This is a genomic window from Candidatus Endomicrobium procryptotermitis, assembly GCA_031279415.1.
Taxonomy (GTDB): Bacteria; Elusimicrobiota; Endomicrobiia; order Endomicrobiales; family Endomicrobiaceae; genus Endomicrobium_B; species Endomicrobium_B procryptotermitis.
Window position 1 is genome coordinate 1 of record JAITIP010000040.1, and the last position, 25,339, is coordinate 25,339.

Sequence of the window (25,339 nt, forward strand, 5' to 3'; positions counted from 1 at the left end):
TTAACGCCAATTTTTTTATCCAATCCGCAACTTCTTTTTGCGCATTTTTCGCGCCGTAACCAGAAAAAGCCGCACCTTTCAGGACGGTCGATTTCGGAACAAGCTTTGCCGTATCAGAAGCGCATTTTGATATTCCGCTGCCGCCATGAGTGCAAAACGGCACGACTGTTTTTCCAGACAAATCGTGTTCGGATAAAAATGTCGATACTGGCGGCGCTATTGTACTCCACCAATTAGGCGAGCCGACAAAAATAATGTCATATTCATTAATATTGTTTACTTTATTTTTTATAGGCGGTTTGTATCCTTTATTTATTTCTTCTTTTGCCTGTTTTGTGGCGGTATTATAATCGTCCGGATACGGAGTGACAGTCTCTATTTCAAAAATATCCCCGTTAGTTTCATTTTGTATATGTTTGGCTATTTCACGGGTGTTGCCGGATTTTGAATAATAAACTACAAGAACTTTTTTCATATTATTTTCCTTATCCTGTGCTTGAGTTTGTGCAGCGGCAGGCTGTACGATAGCAGCGGCGCAAGCAAATAAGAACAGCGTTTTCACGGCTTTCAAAAATGTTTTTTGCATAGAGACCTCTCTTTATTAAAGTTTCCTTCAAACGAATATAGTTACTTATATATACAACTTAGAGTTAACTCTAAGTCAAGTACTTTTTTGATGGCGGATATTTTCATGCAATACTATTTATATAATTCTCGTTATTAATAGTTATCTGTAAATATCAATATATAAAAATCGCTTGACTTAGAGTCGGCTCTAAGTATTATAATAAGAAAACTTTTTACCTGTTTAAAATCTAGTATCCGGGGGGAACGGATGAAAAGGCGCGAGTTCATAGTTAATTCATTTTTAACTATAGGAGGCACTGCCGTATTGGGTAGCTGCAGCATAGGAAATAATTCATCGGCAAAAAGAAAAAAAGAAGGACAAGTCGTAACGAGAAAGTTTCAAAATCTTGATATTCCTCTACTTTCTATGGGCTGCATGCGTCTGCCTACTGTTGACGGGCAAATCGACATGGTGCATTTTGAAAAAATGGCAGATTACGCTATGCGGCACGGCGTCAACTATTTCGACACCGCTTACATGTACCATCATGGGGAGTCGGAACTTGCAGTAGGAAAAGTGCTAAGCAACTACAAAAGAGAAAGTTTTTTTCTCGCGTCAAAAAACCCGCTCCGCTCTCTTACTTCTAAAGCTGATGTAAGAAGAATTTTTGAAGAACAGTTAAAAAAATGCCAGACCGATTATTTTGATTTTTATCTCGCCCATAACATTTCTGTTTTAACCGTAGATAATTACCGCAATTTTGACGTGTTTGAAGAACTCCTGAAATTCAAACAGGAAGGAAAAGTAAGGCATGTAGGTTTTTCCTATCACGGCTCATATGAACTTCTACAGGAAGTTGCCAACGAACATCCATGGGAATTTTGCCAGATACAGCTTAATTATCTAGATTGGAAACAATACCCTGAACTAAAACCCGGTGAAACTCCCAGAACGCCTGAAGTATATAAAAATTATGACATTCTCACAAAAGCAAAAATACCGGTTCTGCCGATGACTCCCGTAAGAGGAGGCGCCTTAGCAAGACTTACCGGCTCTGCGAAAGCCGTTCTTGAAGACGAAGCGCCTGATGATACTCAGTCTTCTTTTGCTCTTCGATGGGTAGCCGGAAGAAAAAATAATTTTACAGTTTTAAGCGGCATGAGCAGTTTGCAGCAGCTTGAAGAAAATACAGCGACTTTTACCGATTACAGACCTTTTACCGAAAAAGAAGAAAAAATCGCACAAAAAATAGCCGGAATACTTCAAAAACACGGCGAAATAAACTGCACCACGTGTAATTACTGTCAGGACTGTCCGAGAGGTATAGCAATACCCGTAATTTTCGACCTCTATAACGGTTATAAAGCAACCGGCGATAAAAACGCATTCTTACAGAAATACGATATGATTAAAGACAGACATAAAGCGGATAAATGCATAAAATGCGGACTTTGCAGCGCGCATTGTCCTCAGCTTCTTAACATTCCTCCTCTTTTAGAAATGGTCGATAATACCGTTAAAGATCTAAAAAAGGGGGCGTAACCGTCATGAAAAAAAATATTCTTTATAAAATAAGAGTTATCATTGCAGTCTGCACGGGGATTTTGGCAATCGCCGCTTTTGCGGGGTTGTTCTATCCCATAAAAATATTCGACATGCAGGTGGGGGCTTTGTTGCAGAGAGTGTTCATAAATTTTTCGTTGACGGCTCTGATTTTGCTGTTTTTTATCGTAATTGTTACTTTTTTGTTCGGAAGAGTGTACTGTTCGACACTTTGTCCTTTAGGCTTATTTCAAGAATTTATAGGTTTATTTAAAAAGAAAAATTCTGGAAAGCAAAAAAATATGTTTTTTAAATATTTTATAGCTGCTGTAGTTTTTGGAACGCTGGCAGGCGGAACGGTTTACATACTCCGTTTAGCCGAACCGTACGCCTACTTCGGTTCGGCTTTCACTTTGTCCGCCGTGGGCATAATTGCAGTTACAACAATTATAATCGCAGTATTTATGAAGGACAGATTTTTTTGTACAAATATCTGTCCGATAGGCACGGTACTGGGTTTAATTTCCAAATTTTCAGTAAAGAAAATATATTTGCAAAAAGATATTTGCATTTCATGTGGAATTTGTCAAAACATCTGTCCCTCAGGCTGCATTGACTCTAAAGAAAAAAGCGTTTCGAATGAGAGCTGTATAAAATGCTTGAAATGCCTTAATGTCTGCAATAAAAATGCAGTAAAATATGGGTGTGTTCCTAAAAAAGAAGTAAAGTTTGACATGAAAAGACGCGGTTTTATTTTAGCGGCTTCCGCTGTCGCTGTTTTTGCCGCGGCGGCAAAAATCGGAGCGGTAATAAAGAAAACCATATCCGAAAAATTCTCGGATGTGATTCTTCCGCCTGGCGCAATAAACGAAGAACGTTTTGCTAACAAATGTTTAAATTGTAATCTCTGCGTAAAAATATGCCCGGCAAAAATTATAAAGAAAGCCGACAAGAATTATGGCTCGGTAAGCATAGATTACGGTAAAAATTTTTGTAAGTACGATTGTAAGAAATGTTCCGCCGCCTGTCCTGCGGGCGCATTGAAAAAACTTTCGCTTGAAGAAAAGAAAGTTTTAAGAATTGCAATGATTGCTCCGCCTGTAGAAATTTTCAAAGAATTTGATGCATGCGTAAAGGCATGCCCGACTAATGCACTGACACTTACCGAAGGAAAACCGTCATTTGAAGCCATGAAGTGCATAGGCTGCGGCGCTTGCGTAGTTTCTTCAGGTGGAAATATAAAAATTTACGGAACGAAAGAACAGAAAAGAGTATAATAAGCATAAAGCTAATGCATTGAGTTTTGACAAGCGCAAGGCAGTTCGGAAGTACTATTGAGCTATTTTAATTTTTTTAACAATACTAACACTCGCTGCTTTCGGTTTTTAAATTTTTTATCATTTAGTTACAAAGGAGAGCTGCTATGTCTTTAGGAATCACCGAAATTATTTTGATTCTTCTTGTGATAGTCATTTTATTCGGCGGCAAAAAAATTCCGGAATTGGCAAGAGCCTTGGGAAAGGCTTCTCATGAATTTAAAAAAGCAAAAGAATCTATTGAGAACGAAGTCAATGAACTGAAAGAGGCGGCGGAAAACGAAGCGAAAAAACTTGAGGATTGCGCTTCAGATAAAAAAGATGCGTCAAAATAATAATGGCTGATAAAGATGAAAGTTTAATACAGCATTTAAGCGCTTTAAGAAGGGTGCTGATAAGATGTTTTATCTGTATCGGCATTATGCTGCCCGTATGTTTTTTGGCGGCGCCAAAGGTACTGAATTTATTTATAAAAATAATATTGGGCAGCTCAAACATATCGTTGAACTATTTTGCGCCTATGGAAGTATTTGTACTTCAGATAAAAATCGCTTTATTTATGAGTTTAATCCTTTCTTTTCCCTATATAGTTAAAAACGTCTGGGATTTTATTCTTCCTGCTTTGTATAACAAAGAAAAAAGATTTATTAAATCAACAGTATTGTCTTCGACCATTCTGTTTTGTTTCGGAATACTTTTTTGTTTTTTTGCGATTGTGCCTCTTATAATTAAGTTTGGCATAAGTTTTTCATCGCCGCATATGCAGGCGGTTTTCGGAGTATCAAATATCGTTACACTTTCTTTGAATCTCTCAATAGTTTTTGCAATAATGTTTCAGTTTCCTCTTGTCACTTATTCGCTGATAAAAGCGGACATTCTCTCTTATGAAAGTGTAAAATCCAAACGCTCTTATGTTCTTATAGGCATTTTAATTATTGCTGCTGTTCTTACACCTCCGGACATAATCAGCCAAATCATGCTGACAGTGCCGACTTATATGTTATTTGAGTCAGGACTTTTATTTTCTCGAAAAATAAGACAACCAGAAAATAATAAAACAAAAGAATCTGAGCTTTGATATCAAAGCTCAGATTCTTTTATGTTTTCAATATTTTAATTTCCAAATCGTTCTTTTAATATTTTATACGCTTCTTCGGGATCGTCTGTATCGGCTACAGACTTTTCCATCGGACATCTGTCGTCTTTAGTTATATTGACTATATAATCTACTATATTGTCAGCTGAATATTTGATATTATATTTTTCCAAAATAGGAATGGCTTCTTTAGAAAGAACTCCAGTATAAAGATTTTCCGCGCCTCCGTAAGCCAATATAAGAGAAGAAGCTTTTCCCGTAACTTTATCAAAGACATAAGTTCTTTTAAAATCACTGTTTTCAAGATGTTTAAATAGCGGTTTTATGCCGTTGTCATCATAAGTTTTTATACTGCCGTCATTATAAGCCACCACCAAAGCATGATTTTTCGACAGCTCTTTTATATCATTTAAAGACACGTCAGTTTTTTTTGCTGCACATCCGTAAAATATTGCCGCCGCAATCAGCAATACTGTTGAAATTTTTAAAAATTTTTGTTTCTTCATTATCCCCCCAATCTCTTTACACTTGTAAAAGTATACAGCTTAGAGTCAACTCTAAGTCAAGCTTTATTTTGCAAATTTGACAAATTAGAGTTGACTCTAAGTTTAACTTTATTTATAATGAGCAAAATTATTAACATGCGGAGATAAAAAATGCAGCAATACTACACTATTTCTGAAATTGCAAAAAAAATGGGATTAACCACGTACACTTTACGCTATTATGACAAGGAGGGGCTGCTTCCTTTTATAGACCGTTCCGAAGCAGGAATACGCAAATTCAAAAACGAAGATTTGGAATGGCTTGCGGTAATAAATTGTCTTAAAGAAACTGGGATGTCAGTAAAAGAAATCAGACAGTTTATCAAATGGTGTTTAGATGGAGAAAAAACATTCAAAAAGCGTCTGAATTTATTTTTAGAACAAAAGAAAAAAGTTAAAGAACAGATGGAAATTTTAAATAAACATATGGAAAAAATTGATTATAAAATATGGTATTATGAAACCGCAATATCTAAAGGAATAGAAGCAGCGCAAAAAGAAAACAAATGCTGCAAAGATATTAAAATAGGCTGGGTAAAAGACAAAAAAAACAAAAGCAATTCTAAAAAAATGTATAACTGCATGAAATAATCCATCTGCACAGCTGGCGGTAGATTTGGATACATATTTTGGCACTGTAGAAGGCATCTTTAAAAAAAGCCGATTTTCCAAATTTAATAAACAAAACAGCATAATTAAGTTTCTTAATACAATTTTCATATCATCAAATAAAAAAAATAGTATAATAAGCGCATGAATATAATTATGTTTATTATTGTTTTTCTTTTAGGCGCCGCCTGCGGAGCGGCTTTTTTTATTTTCAGATTCATTAACATATCAAAAGATAATGCTGCTAAAGAACAAAAAATTAAAGATTTGTCTCAAGAAATTGAAAAACAAAGCAAAATTCAGGATTCTCTCAAAATAGAATTTGAAAATATCGCTTCCAAAATACTTGAAGATAAAAGTTCAAAATTTTCAGATATGAATAAGCGTGAACTTGACGGCATAGTTACGCCTTTCAAGGAAAAGATAGATGAGTTTAGAAATAAAGTTGAAAGCATGCACATTTCCGAAAACCAGCAGAGGGCTGTTTTAAATGCCGAACTTGAAAGACTTATGGAACTTAACAGACAAGTGAGCGAAGAAGCAAATAATCTTGCTGGCGCGCTAAAAGGAGAGAGCAAACTACAAGGTATATGGGGTGAATTAAATATTGAAAGGATTTTCGAGTCTGCCGGCATGATAAAAGGCATACATTATAATGCACAGCAATCCATTGGTATAGGAGAAAGCAGAAAAGTACCTGATTATACGGTAAATCTTCCAGAAGGTAAACATATAATAATAGACTCAAAAACTTCTCTTACCGCTTATGAAAAATATTATAATGCCGAAAACGAGCAGGAAAAGAAAGTTTTTTTAAAAGAGCATATAATAAGCATAAAAAAACATATTGAAGAGCTTTCAAAGAAAAACTATCAGGATTTGCCGGCTTTAAATCAACCTGAATATGTACTTATGTTTGTTCCTATAGACGCTGCAAGTGCGCTCGCCATAAAAAATTCTCCGGAAATTTTGGATTATGCTTTTGCCAAAAACGTGGTGACAGTTACTCCGTCAACACTTATGGCAACTATGAAAACTGTAGCATATATCTGGCGGCAGGAAAATCAGAAAAAAAATGTTTTGGAAATTGCCAAGCATGGAGGGATGCTTTACGATAAATTCGTTTCTTTTGCACAGATACTTATTGACGCTGACAAAAAAATATCCGAAGCCAAAACTAAAACTGAAGAGGCCGTAAAAAGACTTTCGGATTCCGAAAAAAAAGGCGACAGCCTTATAGAAAGAGTACAGAAACTTAAAGAACTCGGAGCTTCTGTAAAAAAAGATATGCCTAAAGAGCTGCTGGAAAAAAATAACGATTAAAGTTCTACGAAGATAAAAAAAACGAAAGGTGTCAATCTCACCTTTCGTTTTTTTTGTATTTGCAAAGATTACTCTTTAACATCCTCTGTTTCAGCCGGTGCCGAATAATCTACGGCGTCCAATTTTTTATATATTATTCCACCCGATATATAGATTATAGGCACTACTATAAGCATACCTAATCCCAGTGGAATCATTCCGATGAGGACAAGCACAAAACAAACGATGATAAAAATAAGGCACGATACGAACTGCGGAGTCGTTATCTCCCAACTTCTTTTAAAAGCTTCAAAAATGCCAATATCTTTTTTGTCCACTAGGATATAAGTCGCGGGAAAGAAAATGGTTAAAGCTAAAACTAGCGGAATTATAAACAAAATGCTTGCGATTATAAAAATTATAGAAAGCAATATAGACATTATAAAAAATTTTAAATATAAGCTGAAATCATTTTTCAATAAACCCCATCCAGGAATTTCTCCGTTGAGCAGCGTAAGTACGGCTCTGATAATCGAAAGCATAATGTAAGAAGTTACTGCCCCGCTAATAATTGATGTTATCATAGAATGAAGGAAAAATGAAAGCTGCATCACTATTAATGATGCAACAGTGGAAAGCAGCAGCAAACCTATAAGCAAAACCGGCGCTTTCTTAAAATTCTCCCAACTGCTTTTTAAAACCTCTTGAATGTCAAAAACTTTTGTTGCCATAATGAAAGCTCCTTTTTTTAGTATATTTTGTGATTTTACACAAAAATAAGTATTTTTACAAGAAATTTGATATTAAGCACGATGCATAATTTTGGCATTAAAGCTAATCGGCTGTATTGAAGAATTTACATTGGCATCAAAAAAGCATTGAGAATGGAAAATTTGTGTTTGCCATGACAAAAAATGAAAATAATAAAACAATCATTTTCTTGATACTGTTTTTGATTTCTTTGCTAATAGGTTTTTTGACATATTTTCTCTTCCTGCAAATCTTTTATGGATTGCCGTTTTGTTTTGCAGACTTATAATAATCATTTATATAGTCAACATCTTTAATATAAATCAATAACAAACCATGTTAAATCTTTTTTATATTGACGACTTCATATCCCACTTCTTCAACCGCATTGCAAAGCTTATCGTCCGCAGCAGATTCATCGACATCAACCAAAGCTTCTTTTGATTTCAGATTTACTTCCACATTGTTTACACCGTTAAGAAATTTAAGAGCTTTTGTTACGGTGACGCTGCAATGTCCGCAGCTCATACCTTCAATTTTAATAACTTTTTTCATTTTTATCCTCATAAAATACAGACTAATGTCCAGCATATTAAAATGGTTCAATTCTACAACTGTCATTGTTAGGAGTCAAAGCCGCCTCGAAACAATCTATTTTATTACAAATTTTCCAGCTCCAAATCTGCATTCTCATTCTATTACTCTGTATGTCAGCACCGTTTCAAGCTGCCTTGTGCAAGAGCTAATTTTCCGTGTAGCAGTATCGTTCGTGAAGACTAATTTGCCGGACACTAGGACTAAAAAATCTTAACCTCAAAGCGTTAAAAACAACGGACACGGAACTAAAGCTCATTGCAGCGGCGGCAATCATCGGATTTAGCAAAATTCCAAATGAACCGTAAAGGATGCCGGCCGCAATAGGGATGCACGCAATATTGTAAATAAAAGCCCAAAAAAGATTTTGTTTGATATTTCGTACAACGGCATGGCTGAGCTTTATCGCCACAGAAACATCGCTTAAATCATTTTTCATTAAGACTATGTCAGCCGACTCTATAGCTATATCCATACCTGCGCATATGGCTATACCCGCGTCGGCTTTTGCAAGAGCGGGTGCATCATTGATTCCATCTCCGATCATAGCAACTTTTCTGCCCTCCTTTTGCAGAGAGCTTATTATTTGTTCTTTTTCTTCAGGTAAAACTTCCGATATAATTTTATCAATGCCGGCTTGCCTGCCTATCGATTCTGCGGTCTTTGCATTATCTCCCGTAAGCATAATAACTTCAAGTCCCATCTGTTTAAACTCTCTGACGGCGTTTGTGCTTTCTTTTTTTAATTTGTCCGCCAAAGCAATTATTCCGATAAAAGTTCCATTTCGGAAAAAATATAAAGGCATTTTGCCCGCGGACACAAAACGTTCCCCTTCCTGCACATACTTTTCCGTATTGATTCCTATCCTTTCAATCATTTTACGGTTACCGCCGCAATATGTTATGCCGTCAACAATACCGCTTATGCCACAGCCTTGAGTGAATTTATAGTCTTTGGCTTCTTTTATTTCTATGTTCAGCTCCGAGGCTTTTTTTACGATTGCATCGGCAAGCGGGTGAGCCGACATTTTTTCAATCGAAGCCGCCGCTGACAACAGTTCAGCTTCGTCGACGCCGCAAGGCACAATATCCGTCACTGATGGCACGCCTTTTGTTATGGTTCCAGTTTTATCCAACACGACAGTATCTGTCATGCGCACGGTTTCCAAAACCGCCGCTGATTTAATCAAAATGCCGTCGGAAGCGCCCCTGCCTATTGCAACCATCACCGCCGTAGGAGCTGCAAGTCCCAAAGCGCACGGACATGATATAACCAAAACACAAATGCCGATTGAAAGAGCAAATTCAAAGCTTTGCCCGTTAATCAGCCATATCAAGACGGAACAAAAAGCTATAAAAATTACGACTGGAACAAAAATATAACTTATTTTATCCGCAAGTCTTGCAATAGGAGCTTTTGAAGAGGAGGACTCATCTACAAGTCGGACTATTTTCGCAAGCAACGTATTATCGCCTATGGCAACGGCTTTCATTTTAAAATATCCGAACTTATTAATTGTTCCTGTTGTAACTTTATCGCCCACAGACTTATCTACAGGAAGGCTTTCACCGCTGATTGCAGACTCATCAACCGAGCCGTATCCTTCTTCAATAATGCCATCAACCGCAATAGCATCTCCGGCTTTAACAATCAAAATATTTCCGATTATGACATCTTCAACCAGTATTTTTTCTTCTCTGCCATTACGCATTACGATTGCAGTTTTCGGAGCGAGATTTATAAGTTTTGTTATAGCTTCAGACGTTTTGCCTTTTGCTTTGGCCTCAAAAAATTTTCCAAGAGTAATAAGCGTAAGTATCATAGCGGCAGATTCAAAATACAAATTCATGCTGAATTGATGTGCCAAATTCATATTTCCCGCGCTGATAACATATGCTATTTTATACACGGCATATATCCCATAGGTAAAAGACGCTCCGGAACCTAAAGCGATAAGCGAGTCCATATTCGGAGAAAGCTTAATCAGATTTTTAAATCCAGTTTGAAAATATCTATGATTGGCAAAAATAACCGGCAACACCAGCAGAAACTGGGTAAAAGCAAAAACCATAATATTTTGTTGCATGCCGACAAGAAAAGATGGCATAGGCATTGCCAGCATTTCTCCCATAGATATATAAAAAAGAAGCACAGTAAATATAGTTGATGTTATAAGACGTTTTTTTATTGAATATATTTCACACGCCGCCATATCAATCGGCTGATTATTTCTTTTTTTCTTTATTTTTGCGTTTTGAAGCACAGCTCCATATCCGATATCTTCAACTTTTTTAATAATTTGTTCTATGCCTACGATTGAACTGTCAAAAGAAACAGTTAAGGTATTTTTTAAAAGATTAACATCTGCCTTTTTTATCCCTCCTATTTTTGAAATGGCTCTTTCTATACGTGCCGAACATGCCGAACACGTCATACCTGTGATATTAAAAGTTTTCTTTTCCACAAAACTCCTTCTTCCTCAGCTTCTATAATCTATAACATATCGGCAGATATCCACCTTTTAACTAGCATTGTATAAATCAGTTATCTTTTAGCAAACTTGCCCATATTAAAATACTGCAAAATAACCAAATAAAAATACTTTTATAATTATTTTTCAAACACGAATTCAAGACCGCCAATTCTTACCAAGTCGCCTTGTTTACAGCCCATTTTTTCAAGCTCATCTTCCAGACTCATTTTTTTCAGTATGTTTTGATAACGTCTCAGCGCTTCATCTTCTGAAAATTTTGTCATTTCAGTTAAAGTCTCGATTTTTTTGCCGCTTACTACAAAAACGCCGTCTTCAATATGTATTTTAAATTCAGGTTCATAAATATACTTTTTAACTGGAATAATTTCTATTTCTTCTTCTATGTTTGAATATAAAGGTTTGTTCAACATTTTTACAATCTCCGCTAAAAGTTTTTCCGTCCCTTCACCTGTCGCAGCGGAAATAGTTAAGAATTTTTTTATTTTTAAGTGTTTTTTAAAATTTTTTATATGTCTAAGCGAATCTGGAAGGTCAATTTTATTTAATACTATTAAGATATGTTTTTTTGCAAGGTATTTCGAATATTTTTTAAGCTCATTATTTATTGTCTTATAATTCTCATATGGATCTCGGCCATCAAAACCACTTACATCAATTAGATGTATAAGAACTTTTGTCCTGCGTATATGCCTTAAAAATTCAAGTCCGAGACCTTTTCCTTCGTGTGCGCCTTCAATAATTCCCGGTATATCGGCTGCGACAAAATGTTTCCCTTTATAATTTACAACACCTAAATTAGGAACAAGAGTGGTGAACGGATAATCGGCTATTTTCGGTTTTGCAGCTGAAATTTGTGAAAGAAGCGTCGATTTTCCGGCATTTGGAAAGCCGACAAATCCTATGTCTGCAATAAGTCGCAATTCAAGATTTATTTCGACACTTTCACCCGGTTCTCCTTTTTCTGCAATTCTCGGAGCAGTATTTTTCGCAGTTTTAAAAGAAGCATTGCCTCTTCCTCCTCTTCCGCCTTTTACGATTAGAACTTTCTCACCGGCTGTTTTCAAATCCGCAAAAAGTTCGCTGTTTTTAAAAATAAGGGTTCCCAGAGGAATTTTGATTATTAAATCTTCGCCGTACTTACCATATTTGTCGCTCGGCTGTCCTTTATGACCGTCTTCAGCTTTAAATTTTGGTCTATAAGAAAGATCGAGAAGAGTGGTTTTATGCGGATCGGCTTCAAAATAAATATCTCCTCCTTTTCCTCCGTTGCCGCCGTTAGGACCTCCTAGAGGGACATACTTTTCTCTCCTAAAAGAAATACAGCCGTCGCCACCGCGACCGGCTGTAAGAAAAATATTTGCTTTGTCTATAAACATTTTTTAATCTACGGAAGAATATTTATGTAACATCTGTCGCCTGATTTTCTTATAAATTTAACCGTTCCCGCGACTTTTGCAAAAATAGTATTGTCTTTACCCATTCCTGCATTGACACCGGGAAAAAATTTTGTTCCGCGCTGACGCACTATAATTGCGCCGGCAGAAGCTTTTTGGTCTCCGTATATTTTTACGCCTAGACGCTGACCGTGCGAATCGCGGCCGTTATTAGAAGATCCTTGAGCCTTTACGTGTGCCATTTTATGTCTCCTGATAAAATTACAATTACTTTCTAACTTGCTTTAATTTTCGTTATTTCCAGTTCCGTGATATACTGACGATGTCCCTGCATTTTTTTATAGCCTTTTTTAGGTTTTCTTTTAAATACCAAAACTTTTGGCGCTCTTTTCTGCGACACAACTTTTGCTATAACGCTTGCACCTTCGACTTTAGGTTTCCCAACAAAGGCTTTATCGCCGTCCGCAAGTATAAGTACCTCGTCAAGAATCACTTCCTGCCCTACTTCCGCTTCTTTAAGTTTTTCTACTGACAAGATGTTTCCTTCTTCAACTCTGTACTGTTTCCCGCCTGTTTTAATGATTGCGTACATTTGACATACTCCTTTATAATCTGTATAATCTACAAAAATTAAAAAAAAATGTCAACCAACATACGATAAAATTAAGCAGGTGCCCAGTTCGACAAGGCGCCTTTTATTAGGAGCAAAAATGTATCTTTCAAAAAGAGTTCAGGCAATAAAGCCTTCACAGACTCTTATAATTGATGCAAAAGCAAAAACATTACGGCAGCAGGGAATAGACATAATAAGTTTTGCAGCGGGAGAACCGGATTTTGACACTCCAGACAATATTAAAGAAGCCGCAATAGCCGCAATAAACGAAGGGTACACAAAATATTGTCCTGTAGCTGGAAGCCCAGAACTGAAAAAAGCAGTTATAAATAAGTTCAAAAAAGACAATGGCTTGAATTATAATGCGGATGAGATAATAGTATCCTGCGGGGCAAAACACTCTTTATATAATCTTTTCCAGTCAATTATAAATGACGGCGACGAAATAATTGTTGCCTCACCTTACTGGGTTTCGTATACAGATATGATCATTGTCTCCGGCGGAAATCCCATAATAATAAATACTGATGACAAAAGCAGTTTCAAAATGACGCCGCAGTCAGTAGAAAAAGCTATAACTTCAAAAACAAAAGCAATAATCATAAACTCTCCTTCAAATCCCACAGGTGCGATATACAATTTTGAAGAATTGAAAGCGATTTCTGAAATATGTTTAAAACATAAAATACTTATCATATCAGATGATATTTATGAAAAACTCATATATGGCACGGCAAAATTCATTTCTGCAGCATCGATTTCTCAACAAGTAAAGGAAATAACCATAATTATAAACGGGGTTTCAAAAGCGTTTTCTATGACAGGATGGAGAATCGGTTATACTGCTGGCAATAAAGAGATTATTTCAGCAATGGCAAAAATACAAAGTCAGTCAACGTCAAATCCTACGTCCATTTCTCTTAAAGCAGCAGTTGAAGCTTTGAACGGAAATCAGTATGCCGTTGAAATGATGAGAGCAGAATTTGAAAAAAGAAGAGATTATATAGTTGAGCGGTTAAATAAAATAGAAGGGATATCATGTATAAAACCCAATGGCGCTTTTTACGTTTTCCCGAACATTTCCGGGCTTATCGGTAAAACTTTAGGCGGTAAAACCATAAAAAACGATTTGGAGTTTGCTGATTATCTGCTTGAAAAAGCCAAAATTGCCGTTGTTCCGGGATCGGCTTTCGGAGCGGAAGGATATTTGCGTCTTTCTTATGCAGCTTCAATAAAAATGATTGAAGAAGGAATGAACAGATTGGAATCGGTTTTAAAAATTTAGAAGCTTGGAAACAGAAACATGGGAACTAAATAATGGCAGCGGATACCAAGACAGAGATGACAGACAAGAGAAATATATTTTTCTACGGTTTGAGACAAGCCAAGCAGGAAGCAAACTTTTTTAAATATGCTTATAATTTTGTGTGAATTGACAATTCTTACATACGACATATCATAAAATGAACAATTTACAAATAAAAAAGTTAATCCAAGTGAACAGTCAAATCTGGTTCTAAGCTTTTGGTCATTTTTTTAATTATTGTCATCAAATCTTTCACCTATAAAAAACAATATTCTTCCAGCGGCAAAATAAATGAGAAAATATTTTCCCATTTCAACAGTCGGAGTTGCCAGTGAATGCCAGAACAAATCTACTATCGCGGCAATCGGAGACATGAAAAAAGTCAAAAGACCTGCAAGAATCGAAATTTTTATGTTCCCTATAAAATAATATGCCAGCCAGAATATGTACCATCTTACGATGATATATGCGGCGATTCCCATTCCCGTAACGCCAACAATTTTAAAAAATGCTCTCAATAAAACTCTTATCATCTTTTTGCTCCTTTAATCTACGGAAAAATATTTATATGTAAATTCTTTAAAACTACATTCATATTTTATCACTTTATTAAAGTATGTCCCAAATTTCGCAAAAATGTCCCTGCCGCAAGTTTTATTTATATTGACTACAAAAATTTCTGTATTTTTTCCCATCGCTTTTCTGTAATTGTACGCTCTCGTAAGTATATAAGTGAAATATCTGTCAGCTTCAGGAAGAGAATAACCTATGAAACACCATTTGTCCGCTTCCATTAAAAGTTTCTCAAGCCGCATCCATATCTGCACAAGATGCTTATTTTCATAAATTCTATTATAACTTGGGTATATAATATAAGGTTCAAGATTTGAAAGCCCGCAATTATAACATTTCGTGTTTTGAAGGATATCAGCAACTTTATTTTGCCTTGTGAGTTTTGAAAAAACATTGCCGCAGGAACGGCAAAACAGCCAGTTTACTGAACCATGAGGACGCAAAAGGTAAACTTTTCTCTTTCTCGGTTTTGCAAACCAAAGCTTCCGTCCAGCTTCCAGCGTATAATTTCCAAGCTCTATGCCATAATCCAAATCAAACGATTTGGTCTCATCTTTTTTATGCATTGAAAGTAAAACTCTGTCCAAACATATGTCATAGTTAAAATTAACGAACGAAAAGTTTATGTTTTCATAGTCATAATTGCCATAAATTTTAATCCCCATTTCGGTATAAGGACTTTTCGGCTGTTTTTTGCCGTCGATAAAGTTTTCGACTTTATGCTCTTCAAGCGTTGAATCTATTCTTGTGGCATACATTATGCCTCTTATCAAATCAGCATAATAAGCTCTGATTTTTTTAATATCTATGTTTCCTATATTTTCTCTTTTGTCAAGCGCAGTTTCCAAAATATTAAAAAGACTTTCAAGGCTGAGAGTTTTGCAGGCATCTTTGGCAAAAACCGAGTTTACGAGTTCATTTATATTTGATGAAATTCTAGTGTACTCTTTAAAAGTAACCGAATCTTTTTTATCCGGAGGAAAGGAAAAATTTCCTTTTACTATTTTATCCAAAATTTCGTTCTGTACCGCAATGCCGTCATCTTTGCTTGCACCTGCTCCCATGATAAAAACGGTTTTCTTATCAGCCGATACGGTAAAATTATCCATTTTGAATACCTTTTTAGAAGCTGAGTAATGACAAAAACAGAAGCTTGAAAGTCGGCAACAACAAGCAACCTTTCCGAGTTAATGTCAAGATTTTGCGATTAAAACGCACAAGATAAACAAGTTTTCTTTTATTGCTGTTGTTTAATTTGCCGTCTGAAGAAAGGGGCTATTCGTTAAAATACTCTATTATTATATTAGCTTTATACACTGATTTTATAGCATTTCTGAAATCGGCAATGAAATACAGTCTTATTTTCTTATTGCCCTGCAGAGATCCGTAATCGGCATAATTGTATCTAAATCCCCTTTTGTCCATAAACTTTATTTCGTCGCTGCCTTTGTGAAGACCCGTATTATTGTCAAAAGCGCTTATATCTCTTAAAAATTTCCATGGATCTTGCCAGTCTGTAAATACATCAGAATCCTCAATCGATGAAGGAGCTGGACGCCATCTTATAGGAAGCATTTCTAAAGAATTGTATTTTAAATTTACCAATCCTGAATTGGTAGTGCTGGTAATTTCTCCAGCATAAGTAAGATCTGAAACTGTAAAAGAAGATTTATTATCGGTATAGACCTGAACACCCCAGTTGTTTCCTTCAACATTATTTAGAGCAATTTCAATGTACTGCAAAGAGACCGCATTTTCTTCTTTATACTTTGCATTGTCCCAAGTTATGGATGAAACGGACAAACCGTCGGAACGATTTGCCAGTTCCAACGACAGGTTAGCCAAAGGAGCAGCTTTTTTCCATAAAATCGAATCTACAAACACTTCAATCCCCCACTCGCTTTGAGAACTGCCGGCATTATGCCTCATGATAAAAGGAAGCGTAACAAAACCTAAATTGTTTTTCGTTATTAATGAGCTTGAATCGCTCTTTAAAGGTATTGACACACTTTGCCAGTCTGTTGAGGATTGAACAAAACCTAACTCCGATAAAGTAAACCAGACCTGCCCCCCTATAGTTTCAAAACCTATTTCAAAATTTTCAGCAGCCGCAGAAGGCGACGAAATCCTAAGGCTGACCTCTATTTTCCCGCCATAATAAGAAGACATATTGTACATACCGTCGGCAAAACTAAAACCCCAGCCGCCCCAGCCTGAATCAGTTCTTTTAGCCGACATATAATTTTCTCCTTCAAACGAACCGCTGAAGGAAGTATAAGGCGTAAAACTAATAGTTCCTCCCCACGACTCCTGCTCAAGATTGTCTTGATACTCGTTTCCGCCAACTACGCCTCCCAAAAAATTATCGGAATAAATGCTGTAAACATCTTGTTTTGTATTAGAACTGAGATACGGGGAATATGACAAGTCTGTAGAAGTGTATTTAAAATCGGAAAAATTATCGGTTTGCACCATTGTGCCGGGTGGTATCATCATACTGCCGCCGTTAGGCACAGCAGGAACAGTAGCCGATGTCCTTTTAAAAAAATTGACAGTTTTATAGTTTTCTTTATCCGGATTGTAAGCTATAAAAGTCCTCACTCCGCTTTTATTAGTAACAAGAAAAGACGGCTCATTAGCGTAATAGTTTGTGTCGACGGTTCCCATGGCGTTAAAAAAATGTATGAAGTGATAAGAAAAGCTCATGCTGCTTCCATCGTCTCCAATGCCGGTATTAAAAGTATCAGGAAAATTTACAACTAGATTTGCACTATTCCAATCCGTCAGAGCCTTAGGTGCGTCAAAAAGAGATTCAAAACGAAGCCAAATATCTCTCCAAAGATTGTTTCTTCCGCTGGAAGTATCTCGACCCGACCAATATTCATTGTAAAAATTCTGTGCATAATTTGTATCATATCCCAAATACAACATAGACGGCGTAAGAGGCAAAACCTGAATACCCATTACTGTCTGCGTAATTTTAGGGTCCCACCACAAGCTCCAGTTAAATTTGCTGTCAAAAAGCATGCCAACACTTTTGTGATTGAAATCTAACGTTGTCCAAATATCGCCTTCTATATTAAAATAGTAATTTTTCGTAGCTTCATATTGCGTTGTATATCCGTAAACGCCTAAATTTATTAAAGTCTGGTTATTTGTCACGATACCCCATAAATATATGCCTGCCCAAGCATTCATAGCTTCTGAAGTTGATTCTTCATCATTGCCAAACCATGCGTCTGCGCCGCCTCTGCCGTTTGCCCAAGAGTGTCCTTCATACACATCAAAATTCCTTAAAAATGGAAAACTTGTGTCATCTCTGAGAGGATTGGCAAATTCCTTGATAAGCAAATCCACCATCCCTTTATACTGTGAACTTTCTGCAAAAGAAGGATCATATATTGCAAGTATTGCGGAAGCGTAAACAAAATATCCATAATGAAAATGATGATCGTTAAACTTACTTGCGCCGAAATCAGCTACATTTCCGGGCGTTGAGCCTATTATTCCGCCCCATGCTGAATCATACCCAAAATATTTTTTTGCATTTGTCCCGGAATACCAAGTTGAAAGTTCAGTTTTTAATCTATTTATCATAGAATCACGGTTAGCAAAATCGCCATTTTGATGAAAAACCGAAATTAAGTTTGCCGCTCTTGCAACAGCTTTTCCGTGATAATATGTGTTTGAATCGCCTTTCCACCCATTTTCTATGCGCGCTTGCGAGGGGTCAAAATCTTTATCGTAATTCAGATACTCCTGCAGTTTTGACTCGGCAGAAGCAGGAACTTCATAAGTTAAAAACGGCACAATACCATTAAAATTGTGTTTTGTTTGAAAAGAACTTCCAGGATATGCTTTCAACGTTCCTCTTATTGACGAATATTGATTAATTTGGCTGCCTAAAGAACTTGACAAATTTTTATAATGATGAGGATATAATGCAAAAATAGTTTGATTTGAAACAAAACTACCACCGCTTCGTTTAACATCAAAAGTGAAATTAAAATTTGTTGTAAGTGTAGCGTCGTTATTATATGTCCAGCTTACTTGCGTGTCCGTAACAAAATTATAAGCGTAATTATAATATTGCTGAAAAAGAGCAAAAGCTCCCGTGTCATCAGCAGTAGCAGACGGCGATTTTAAAAGAGCTATGGACAAGTATCTGTCGCTTTCATTTACGGCTGAAGCTGGGAAAGTTACGTTTACATAAGTCGTTTTCCATTGTCCCCACTGATATTTGCTTATATGAAATGTTGACCCACTCGGAGCATATACTCCGAAATACTGATATGTTTCGCCGTTTGTATTTATAAAATTTGCGGAATCACTTTGGTTTACGCGCATTTTTAACATTAAACTATCAGCAGATACGCTCATGCTTGCTCCCGAAGGATTCACATTAGTCATAGTACCGTTATTGCTAATATAACAAGTAAGGTCGCCGGCGTTTTCCGTAAATTTAGCGCGGAGCCTAGGAGTAATATTTGGAGAAAAATAATTGTAAGTAAATGCAAAACCCTTTCCGAAAGTCGTAGTGACTTTATTTGCGGAATTATTTCTGTCTTCCAAAACAGTTGTTACTGACCAATCTGAATAATCTTTTATTTTTATTTTATCTGCCCAAATAACCGTTGCATCGGCTATTCCCGCTTCCCCTGTAATAGTTGAGCCTTGAACCGCCAAAGGCAAAAGATTTTGCACATACATTTCATTTGCACCGTTTACCCCTATTAATTGACCGCCTAAAGAATACCCTAAACCAGCTCCTCCCCATGCAGACGGCGGCTCACTGTCCCAGCCGTAAGGAAATCTTGAATCATAAATCATCAACATAGGCGTAAGAGCTACTCTGTTGCCTATATTTGAGGCATTGGTACCGGTATCATCACGAGGGTCAGTAAAAAGCGACGTGTACCATTTATTTGTAGGATATGGAGAAAGTGAAGAAAAAGATGAATCAAGCCTTGCGGCAGGCATTACAGAAGTATAATTTTTTAAGCTTGCCGCGCCTCCTGGAGATGGTTTAAAAAAATTTCCAGGAAAAGACTTCAACATTATAGTTTTACTGCCATTAGAAGAACCCGTATAACCAGGACGCGGTCCTGCCTCTACAGACAAGGCAAATGCAGAAAACAAGAATACTAAAAACAGATACAATGATTTAAGAAAATACTTCACAAAATTAATCCTTCACGGAAAATCAGCCTAATTTTCTAGATATATTAATAGCGAAATATTAAGAAAATTAAACAAATATCTTTTTATATTTTTACATAACATATTTATTTTTGTTAATTATAAATTTCCACTATATTTTACCATATTTTATTTAAGATATGGATATATAACGCACTATTTCCAACACTACTATTTATAGGCCTATATTATTTTACTATAATTGTCTGTTAAGATTCAGTCCTATATTTGAACTAAAACCTCAAACGGACAGCGATTATTCAAATATAATCTGGTAATCTTCCCTATCTATATCGGTATTAGATTTGATTTCAACATCTAGTTTAAAAAGCTCTTTAAGCCGGGATTTGCGTTCGTTAAAATATTCCACAACATCAGGATTAAGCTTTATTTTGATTTTTCCGTGGTGCATATCGACGTTCATCTGTTCTATATCATCGCAAACGTTTATAAAAACAGATTCTTTAGAAAGGACAAGCCCCAACCCGCGGCATGTCGGGCACGTATCTCCAAGAAGGGAAAACAAAGATTCTCTCTTGCGCTCTCTTGTCATTTCAATAAGTCCGAGTCTTGTTATAGGCCATATTTTTGTTTTTGCTTTATCTCCTTTTGTCGCCGTGCGTAAAGCGTTGAGAACTTTTTGCCTGTTAGCCGCTTTTTTCATGTCGATGAAATCTATCACTATAATTCCGCCGATATTTCTCAGTCTTAACTGCCTTGCAATCTCTTCGGCCGCTTCAAGATTTGTAATCGTGGCGGTGTCTTCATGCGAAGCTCTGGCTGTAAATTTGCCACTGTTGACATCTATGGCGCAGAGCGATTCGGCTTCTTGTATTATAAGATATCCGCCGGACTTCAATCTTGCTTTATTCGAATGTAGCCTTTTAATCTCCTCTTCAATTCCATAGGATTTAAAAATAGATTGGCTGCCATTGTAAAGAACTATTCTGTCCGTCAGTTCAGGAGAAATAACTTTAACAAACTCCGCAACATCTTTAAGTTCCTTTTGGGAATCTATATGCATTAAAATCACATCTTCTGTAAAATAGTCTCTGACCGTTTGAAAAACAACACCTAAATCTTTATGTATCAGACTCATCGGTTTTGCATCTTCAAACCTGCGCACTATCAAAGCCCACATACGCGTAAGATATTTTATCTCTCTTTTTATTTCTTCTTCGGCCGCGTCTTCAGCTTCCGTTCGGACTATGATCCCGCCTGGAATATCCACTTTAAAATCTGCAACTATTCTTTTAAGCCTGTCATACTCTTTTTTATCGTCAATATTTTTCGATATGCCTATATTGTTGCTAAATGGCATATACACCAAAAGTCTTCCAGGAAGCGAAATATCCATTGTCACTTTAGACCCTTTAGTGCTTATAGGCTCTTTGTAAACCTGAACCATTATGTCTTGTCCAGGCTTAATCATTTGTCCGATATTTTTTTCATTTTTCTGAGCTACGATATCGTCGACTCCCAGATAAGCACTTTTGCCAAAACCTATATCGACAAAAGCGGAATTTAAAGCCGGAACTATGTTTTGGACTCTGCCTTTATATATGTTATTGAGGATTTTTTCCGACTCACGCCTTTCGATAAATAAATCAAAAAGTCTTCCATCTTCAAGCACCGCTACTTTTGTTTCTTCAAGAGTCCTGTTTACTACTATTTCTTTTTTCACTATTATTCCTACTTTTTTATCTTATTTATTGCTTCCATTACATTCTTAGCCGTTTGCGCATATATCGACGTTTCCTGAGAAACATCCACATTTTTTAAAACGGATTTGTTATCTACAAACACAATACCGCCAGAAGAAAGTGCATCTCTTAAAAATTCTCCGGTTTTAGCGGAAAGCGGATAGTCTGCTACCAAAAGCCTCACGTTTTTATTTTTGCACAATTCGTCAATTTTTTTTATATCGCTTATTATCCATTCGTTTATCATGCGCATTTTTATGTTATAATCGGTTGTATTGATGGCTGTTATCGAGTTGATTTCGGGTATGAATTCGCCAATATAACTTTTCATGACTTTTGTAAAGTAAAGAATCTCGGATATGATTATGCCATCATAAGACATATACATTACAGATAAACCTTTATAACATTGATTTGTTTTGTCAAAAGGATTTATTAAAATTCCCTCTTCAAACATTTTCAAAGCTTCGTTTACTCTTGAATTACCTGCATCCATCAGATACAAAGAGCCGAGCGTATAATAAAGTCTGGAATCTAAAGGTTTAATTCTCAGCATTTCTTTAATAAGCATCTCGGCTTCTTTATATTTCTTCTCATTTATAAAATCCCAGACAAGTTTATATCTGGCGTCGAAAGAAGCGCCAATGTCGATATTGGTCACAATATCTTCAGAAAGAACCAGAAAAGAAGGTATTATTTTAGGAGCATACCCATCTACTTTTTTGGGAGAAGAGCCTGCTATGGAACGATAAGCGGTGCAAAAAGCGTAATAGAGAGAAGCTTTATTGGAATGTGCCGCAGGAGAAGCATACATACTTGCCACTTCATTATTTAATTTTTTTACGGAATCAACATCGTTTTCATTTATAAAAGCATCCTGCGCAGTGTAAATGCCTTTACCTTTCAAGTATTCGGTAAACCCGTTGAGATTATAATAATTAGCCTCACCGACCATAATTACTATGAATTCCGTATTGCTGTTTGATTTTGAAAGAATATCACTTATAAGTTTCAGGCACTGGGCAGTATTCATATCAAAAAACGAATAATTATATACCGAAACTTTATTGGCTCCATATTCCCTATCAAGCAAAATCTGCAAGGTCTCTGAATAGATAGAACTTCCTCTATTTCCCAGAACAATTGAATCGCCTATGCAAAATATATCTGTTTTTCTCTGTTTTGTTGCTCCATAAACACTACAAAAAAAAATAACTATAAGCGCACATAAAAGTAAAACATTAAAAGCGCTACGGCTCATAAATTTCCCCGCTGGATACCTCGATATATAATTGTATTTTTTCAATATTATATATTCTAACATAATTTTTTTGGTTTTCTAATAGTTTTTTCAAAATCATCTCAGGTTTCACGGTTTTACCGTTTCCAAATCTCAACTGCATTGTTAATCCTTCTTTACTTATGTCAAACCGTTTTATAAGCGGCTTTGCGTCAATTTCCGTAATTTTTCCTTTTTTGTTTTTTTCAACCATTATCGAGTTACAGCTCATAAAGTCGTATATTTTTTCACGTGAAATATCGATATTTTTTATCGAAAACTCGGCAATATTGGCCAGCACGTCTATTGAAGGAAATGACAGAGGAACCCTTTTTGCATCCAAAATTTTAAAACCGCGCGGGAGAATATCAGTAAATCCGCTGATAACTTCATCCCTGCTGACTTTTTCAGTAAAATAAAGTTCCATATATTCGCATAAACTTTCATAGCCAACGGAAAGCGGAGGACCATAAGAAGATTTTACCTGAGGGCTAAAACCCGCTGTATAAGCCACCGGCAAACCTGAACGCCTTGCAGCTCTTCTGAAAACTTCTATCTGTTCTAGATGCGAAATAAATCTTGCCGAGCCTTTTTTCGAAAAACGCAAACGCATACGCATAATGGGCGGCAAAACCAAATTTTTGGGTTCTTCATAATTTTCCGGAAGCAGACACTGCGATTTGTCAAACTCATCGGACGAAATATCTGTGGTTTCATTTATTCCTTTTATGTAATCTGCATACAAGCTTTGTTTCGATACCAGAAAGTTCAGATGATCCCAAGGGAAAACTTCGTTTCTATTTCTTTCCCTGTATACGTAAAAATCAATATCCAATCCGCTTTCCACAACCGCTTCATTCCATATATCACTTCTAAACTTGTCAGACCATTGGTCAAAACGGGCACCCTTCTGCCATGCTTTATATATCACACAGGAAACGCGTCTATCGCCTTTTGCCAAAAAAGCTTCCAGTACGCTTGCAAGATGATTATGCGCTTTTATTTTAGCCGGCATGAGTTTGCTTAAATAATCTATTTTTTCTTTTATTCTTTTCGGTGCAACCATCGGCACCCATTGAAAAGCCGTCTGCGCTTTTGGCACAAAAGGAGAAACCGTAATGTTAAAATCAAGCCCTTTTGCTTCTTTTTTAATCAAACGCACCAAAGTATTTATTCCTGCTAAATCTTCATCGGTTTCCGTAGGAAGCCCTATCATAAAATAAAGTTTTATGACTTTCCAGCCCATAGCGTTCGCCGAAAGAAGAGTTTTTATAATCCGCTTTTCCGGCAGATACTTTCCGATTACATTTCTTAGCCTATCGGTTCCGGCTTCCGGAGCAAAAGTCAGAGTAGGCCTTTTACTACGATTAATATATTGTGCGACTTTTAACGAATGTTCATTGCAGCGCAGCGAAGGCAATGATATTCTTAAATTCGAAGCACCGTATAATTTATTCGTTTCGATAAGCAGTTTATCCAGATTTTTGTAATCGCTGCAGGAAAGAGACGAAAAAGCAACTTCTTCATAACCGGTATACGACAACCCGTATTTAACCGCTTCCAAAAGTTTTTCAAGCGGCCGCGAACGCCACGGTCTGTAATATTTTGACGCCTGACAAAACCGGCACCGTCCAGGACATCCTCGCGCAACTTCTATGTTTAATCTGTCATGCACCGTTTCTACAAAAGGCACTATCTTTTTTTGAGGAAAATATGCGTCTTCAAGCCGTAAAACGCTTTTATTTATCACAGCCTTTATGTCTGGACTTATCGGCGTAACGGATTTTATCGTCATATCTTCATTGTATTCGACATTATAAAGCGAAGGAACGTACACTCCTTTGATTTCCGAAAGTTTTTTAAGTCTTTCTTGCCTTGGGAATCCATACGTTTTTTTCCATACATCAATGACAGCCGGCATTGCGGGTTCGCCGTCTCCTATTACAAAAGCATCGAAAAAATCGGCAAAAGGTTCTGGATTTGTTAAAGCGGGACCACCTCCCAAAATTAAAGGTTCTTCCTCTTTTCTGTCTTTGGAAAAAACAGATATTTGAGCCAAATCAAGCATGTTGACAATATTTGCAGCAACAAGTTCGCATTGAACGGTAAAACCGACGATGTCAAAACTTTTCAAATCGCTTTGCGATTCCAATGAAAAAAGCATGAAATTTCTTTCACGCAAAATATGTTCCAAATCCATGTCCGCAGCAAAACATCTTTCGCAGCGGGCGAGCTTTTTTTCATTAATTAAATGGTAGAGAATTTCAATGCCAAGATTGGAAGCGCCGACTTCGTAAATGTCAGGAAAGCACAGACAAACAGAAAAATCAGCAGACATATCTGCCTGATACGAATTTAATTCTCCATTAATATATCTTGAAGGCTTTTGTACAAGAGCCAGTATCTCATCAATTTGAGCGTTTCTCATTAATTGTAACCATTTTCTTATTTTATGC

21 protein-coding genes are annotated in these 25,339 nt (G+C 36.5%); 7 read left to right on the forward strand and 14 right to left on the reverse strand.

Annotated elements, in window-relative coordinates; all coding sequences use genetic code 11:
• Positions 1-586, reverse strand: a 586-nt coding sequence (locus LBD46_08145; protein MDR2427128.1) for an NAD(P)H-dependent oxidoreductase, incomplete at its 3' end; no start/stop codon positions are given.
• A 249-nt stretch (positions 587-835) separates the two neighbouring features.
• Between LBD46_08145 and LBD46_08150 the strand changes: the two genes are divergently transcribed.
• The 4 genes from LBD46_08150 to tatC all read left to right on the forward strand — a co-directional run bounded on the left by LBD46_08150 (position 836) and on the right by tatC (position 4,504).
• Positions 836-2,110, forward strand: a complete 1,275-nt coding sequence (locus tag LBD46_08150; protein MDR2427129.1) for an aldo/keto reductase — start codon at positions 836-838, stop codon at positions 2,108-2,110.
• A gap of 5 nt (positions 2,111-2,115) precedes the next feature.
• Complete coding sequence (locus LBD46_08155; GenBank protein ID MDR2427130.1) at positions 2,116-3,387, forward strand: 4Fe-4S binding protein; 1,272 nt, start codon at positions 2,116-2,118, stop codon at positions 3,385-3,387.
• A gap of 146 nt (positions 3,388-3,533) precedes the next feature.
• Complete coding sequence (gene tatA / locus LBD46_08160; protein MDR2427131.1) at positions 3,534-3,761, forward strand: twin-arginine translocase TatA/TatE family subunit; 228 nt, start codon at positions 3,534-3,536, stop codon at positions 3,759-3,761.
• 2 nt (positions 3,762-3,763) lie between these two features.
• Positions 3,764-4,504, forward strand: a complete 741-nt coding sequence (gene tatC / locus LBD46_08165; protein MDR2427132.1) for a twin-arginine translocase subunit TatC — start codon at positions 3,764-3,766, stop codon at positions 4,502-4,504.
• 35 nt (positions 4,505-4,539) lie between these two features.
• Here tatC and LBD46_08170 read toward each other — a convergent pair whose 3' ends face one another.
• The gene (locus LBD46_08170; protein ID MDR2427133.1) at positions 4,540-5,028 is read right to left on the reverse strand and encodes a DUF1893 domain-containing protein; all 489 of its coding nucleotides are present in this window, start codon (positions 5,026-5,028) and stop codon (positions 4,540-4,542) included.
• A 150-nt stretch (positions 5,029-5,178) separates the two neighbouring features.
• Here LBD46_08170 and LBD46_08175 point away from each other — a divergent pair, with 150 nt between their 5' ends.
• Positions 5,179-5,658 (forward strand): MerR family transcriptional regulator, encoded by a 480-nt coding sequence (locus LBD46_08175; protein MDR2427134.1) that lies wholly within the window; start codon positions 5,179-5,181, stop codon positions 5,656-5,658.
• A gap of 162 nt (positions 5,659-5,820) precedes the next feature.
• Complete coding sequence (locus tag LBD46_08180) at positions 5,821-6,999, forward strand: DNA recombination protein RmuC (GenBank protein ID MDR2427135.1); 1,179 nt, start codon at positions 5,821-5,823, stop codon at positions 6,997-6,999.
• Positions 7,000-7,067: 68 nt separating this feature from the next.
• Here LBD46_08180 and LBD46_08185 read toward each other — a convergent pair whose 3' ends face one another.
• The 6 genes from LBD46_08185 to rplU form a co-directional block, all read right to left on the reverse strand.
• Complete coding sequence (locus LBD46_08185) at positions 7,068-7,709, reverse strand: hypothetical protein (GenBank protein ID MDR2427136.1); 642 nt, start codon at positions 7,707-7,709, stop codon at positions 7,068-7,070.
• A 358-nt stretch (positions 7,710-8,067) separates the two neighbouring features.
• Positions 8,068-8,283 carry a cation transporter gene (locus LBD46_08190; GenBank protein ID MDR2427137.1) on the reverse strand — a complete coding sequence of 72 codons (216 nt, stop codon included), beginning with the start codon at positions 8,281-8,283 and terminating at the stop codon, positions 8,068-8,070.
• A 187-nt stretch (positions 8,284-8,470) separates the two neighbouring features.
• Positions 8,471-10,786 carry a heavy metal translocating P-type ATPase gene (locus LBD46_08195; GenBank protein MDR2427138.1) on the reverse strand — a complete coding sequence of 772 codons (2,316 nt, stop codon included), beginning with the start codon at positions 10,784-10,786 and terminating at the stop codon, positions 8,471-8,473.
• Positions 10,787-10,932: 146 nt separating this feature from the next.
• A complete protein-coding gene (obgE, locus tag LBD46_08200; GenBank protein ID MDR2427139.1) occupies positions 10,933-12,192 on the reverse strand; it encodes a GTPase ObgE in 1,260 nt (419 codons plus the stop codon).
• Positions 12,193-12,200: 8 nt separating this feature from the next.
• The gene (gene rpmA, locus LBD46_08205) at positions 12,201-12,452 is read right to left on the reverse strand and encodes a 50S ribosomal protein L27 (protein ID MDR2427140.1); all 252 of its coding nucleotides are present in this window, start codon (positions 12,450-12,452) and stop codon (positions 12,201-12,203) included.
• A 32-nt stretch (positions 12,453-12,484) separates the two neighbouring features.
• Positions 12,485-12,802 (reverse strand): 50S ribosomal protein L21, encoded by a 318-nt coding sequence (gene rplU / locus LBD46_08210; protein ID MDR2427141.1) that lies wholly within the window; start codon positions 12,800-12,802, stop codon positions 12,485-12,487.
• 118 nt (positions 12,803-12,920) lie between these two features.
• On the opposite strand from rplU, the gene LBD46_08215 reads away from it, so the two are divergent.
• On the forward strand, positions 12,921-14,108 hold the full coding sequence (locus LBD46_08215; GenBank protein ID MDR2427142.1) for a pyridoxal phosphate-dependent aminotransferase: 1,188 nt from the start codon (positions 12,921-12,923) through the stop codon (positions 14,106-14,108).
• Between the two features lie 251 nt (positions 14,109-14,359).
• On the opposite strand, the gene LBD46_08220 is transcribed toward LBD46_08215, so the two are convergent.
• The 6 genes from LBD46_08220 to LBD46_08245 all read right to left on the reverse strand — a co-directional run bounded on the left by LBD46_08220 (position 14,360) and on the right by LBD46_08245 (position 25,311).
• Complete coding sequence (locus tag LBD46_08220) at positions 14,360-14,662, reverse strand: hypothetical protein (GenBank protein ID MDR2427143.1); 303 nt, start codon at positions 14,660-14,662, stop codon at positions 14,360-14,362.
• A 12-nt stretch (positions 14,663-14,674) separates the two neighbouring features.
• Positions 14,675-15,811 (reverse strand): hypothetical protein, encoded by a 1,137-nt coding sequence (locus tag LBD46_08225; GenBank protein ID MDR2427144.1) that lies wholly within the window; start codon positions 15,809-15,811, stop codon positions 14,675-14,677.
• A 166-nt stretch (positions 15,812-15,977) separates the two neighbouring features.
• A complete protein-coding gene (locus LBD46_08230; GenBank protein MDR2427145.1) occupies positions 15,978-19,883 on the reverse strand; it encodes a hypothetical protein in 3,906 nt (1,301 codons plus the stop codon).
• A gap of 274 nt (positions 19,884-20,157) precedes the next feature.
• Positions 20,158-21,585 (reverse strand): Rne/Rng family ribonuclease, encoded by a 1,428-nt coding sequence (locus LBD46_08235; protein MDR2427146.1) that lies wholly within the window; start codon positions 21,583-21,585, stop codon positions 20,158-20,160.
• A gap of 8 nt (positions 21,586-21,593) precedes the next feature.
• Positions 21,594-22,865, reverse strand: a complete 1,272-nt coding sequence (locus LBD46_08240; GenBank protein MDR2427147.1) for a hypothetical protein — start codon at positions 22,863-22,865, stop codon at positions 21,594-21,596.
• Complete coding sequence (locus tag LBD46_08245; protein MDR2427148.1) at positions 22,855-25,311, reverse strand: TIGR03960 family B12-binding radical SAM protein; 2,457 nt, start codon at positions 25,309-25,311, stop codon at positions 22,855-22,857. The genes LBD46_08240 and LBD46_08245 overlap by 11 nt, the downstream gene beginning before the upstream one ends.
• Positions 25,312-25,339: the final 28 nt, after the last annotated feature.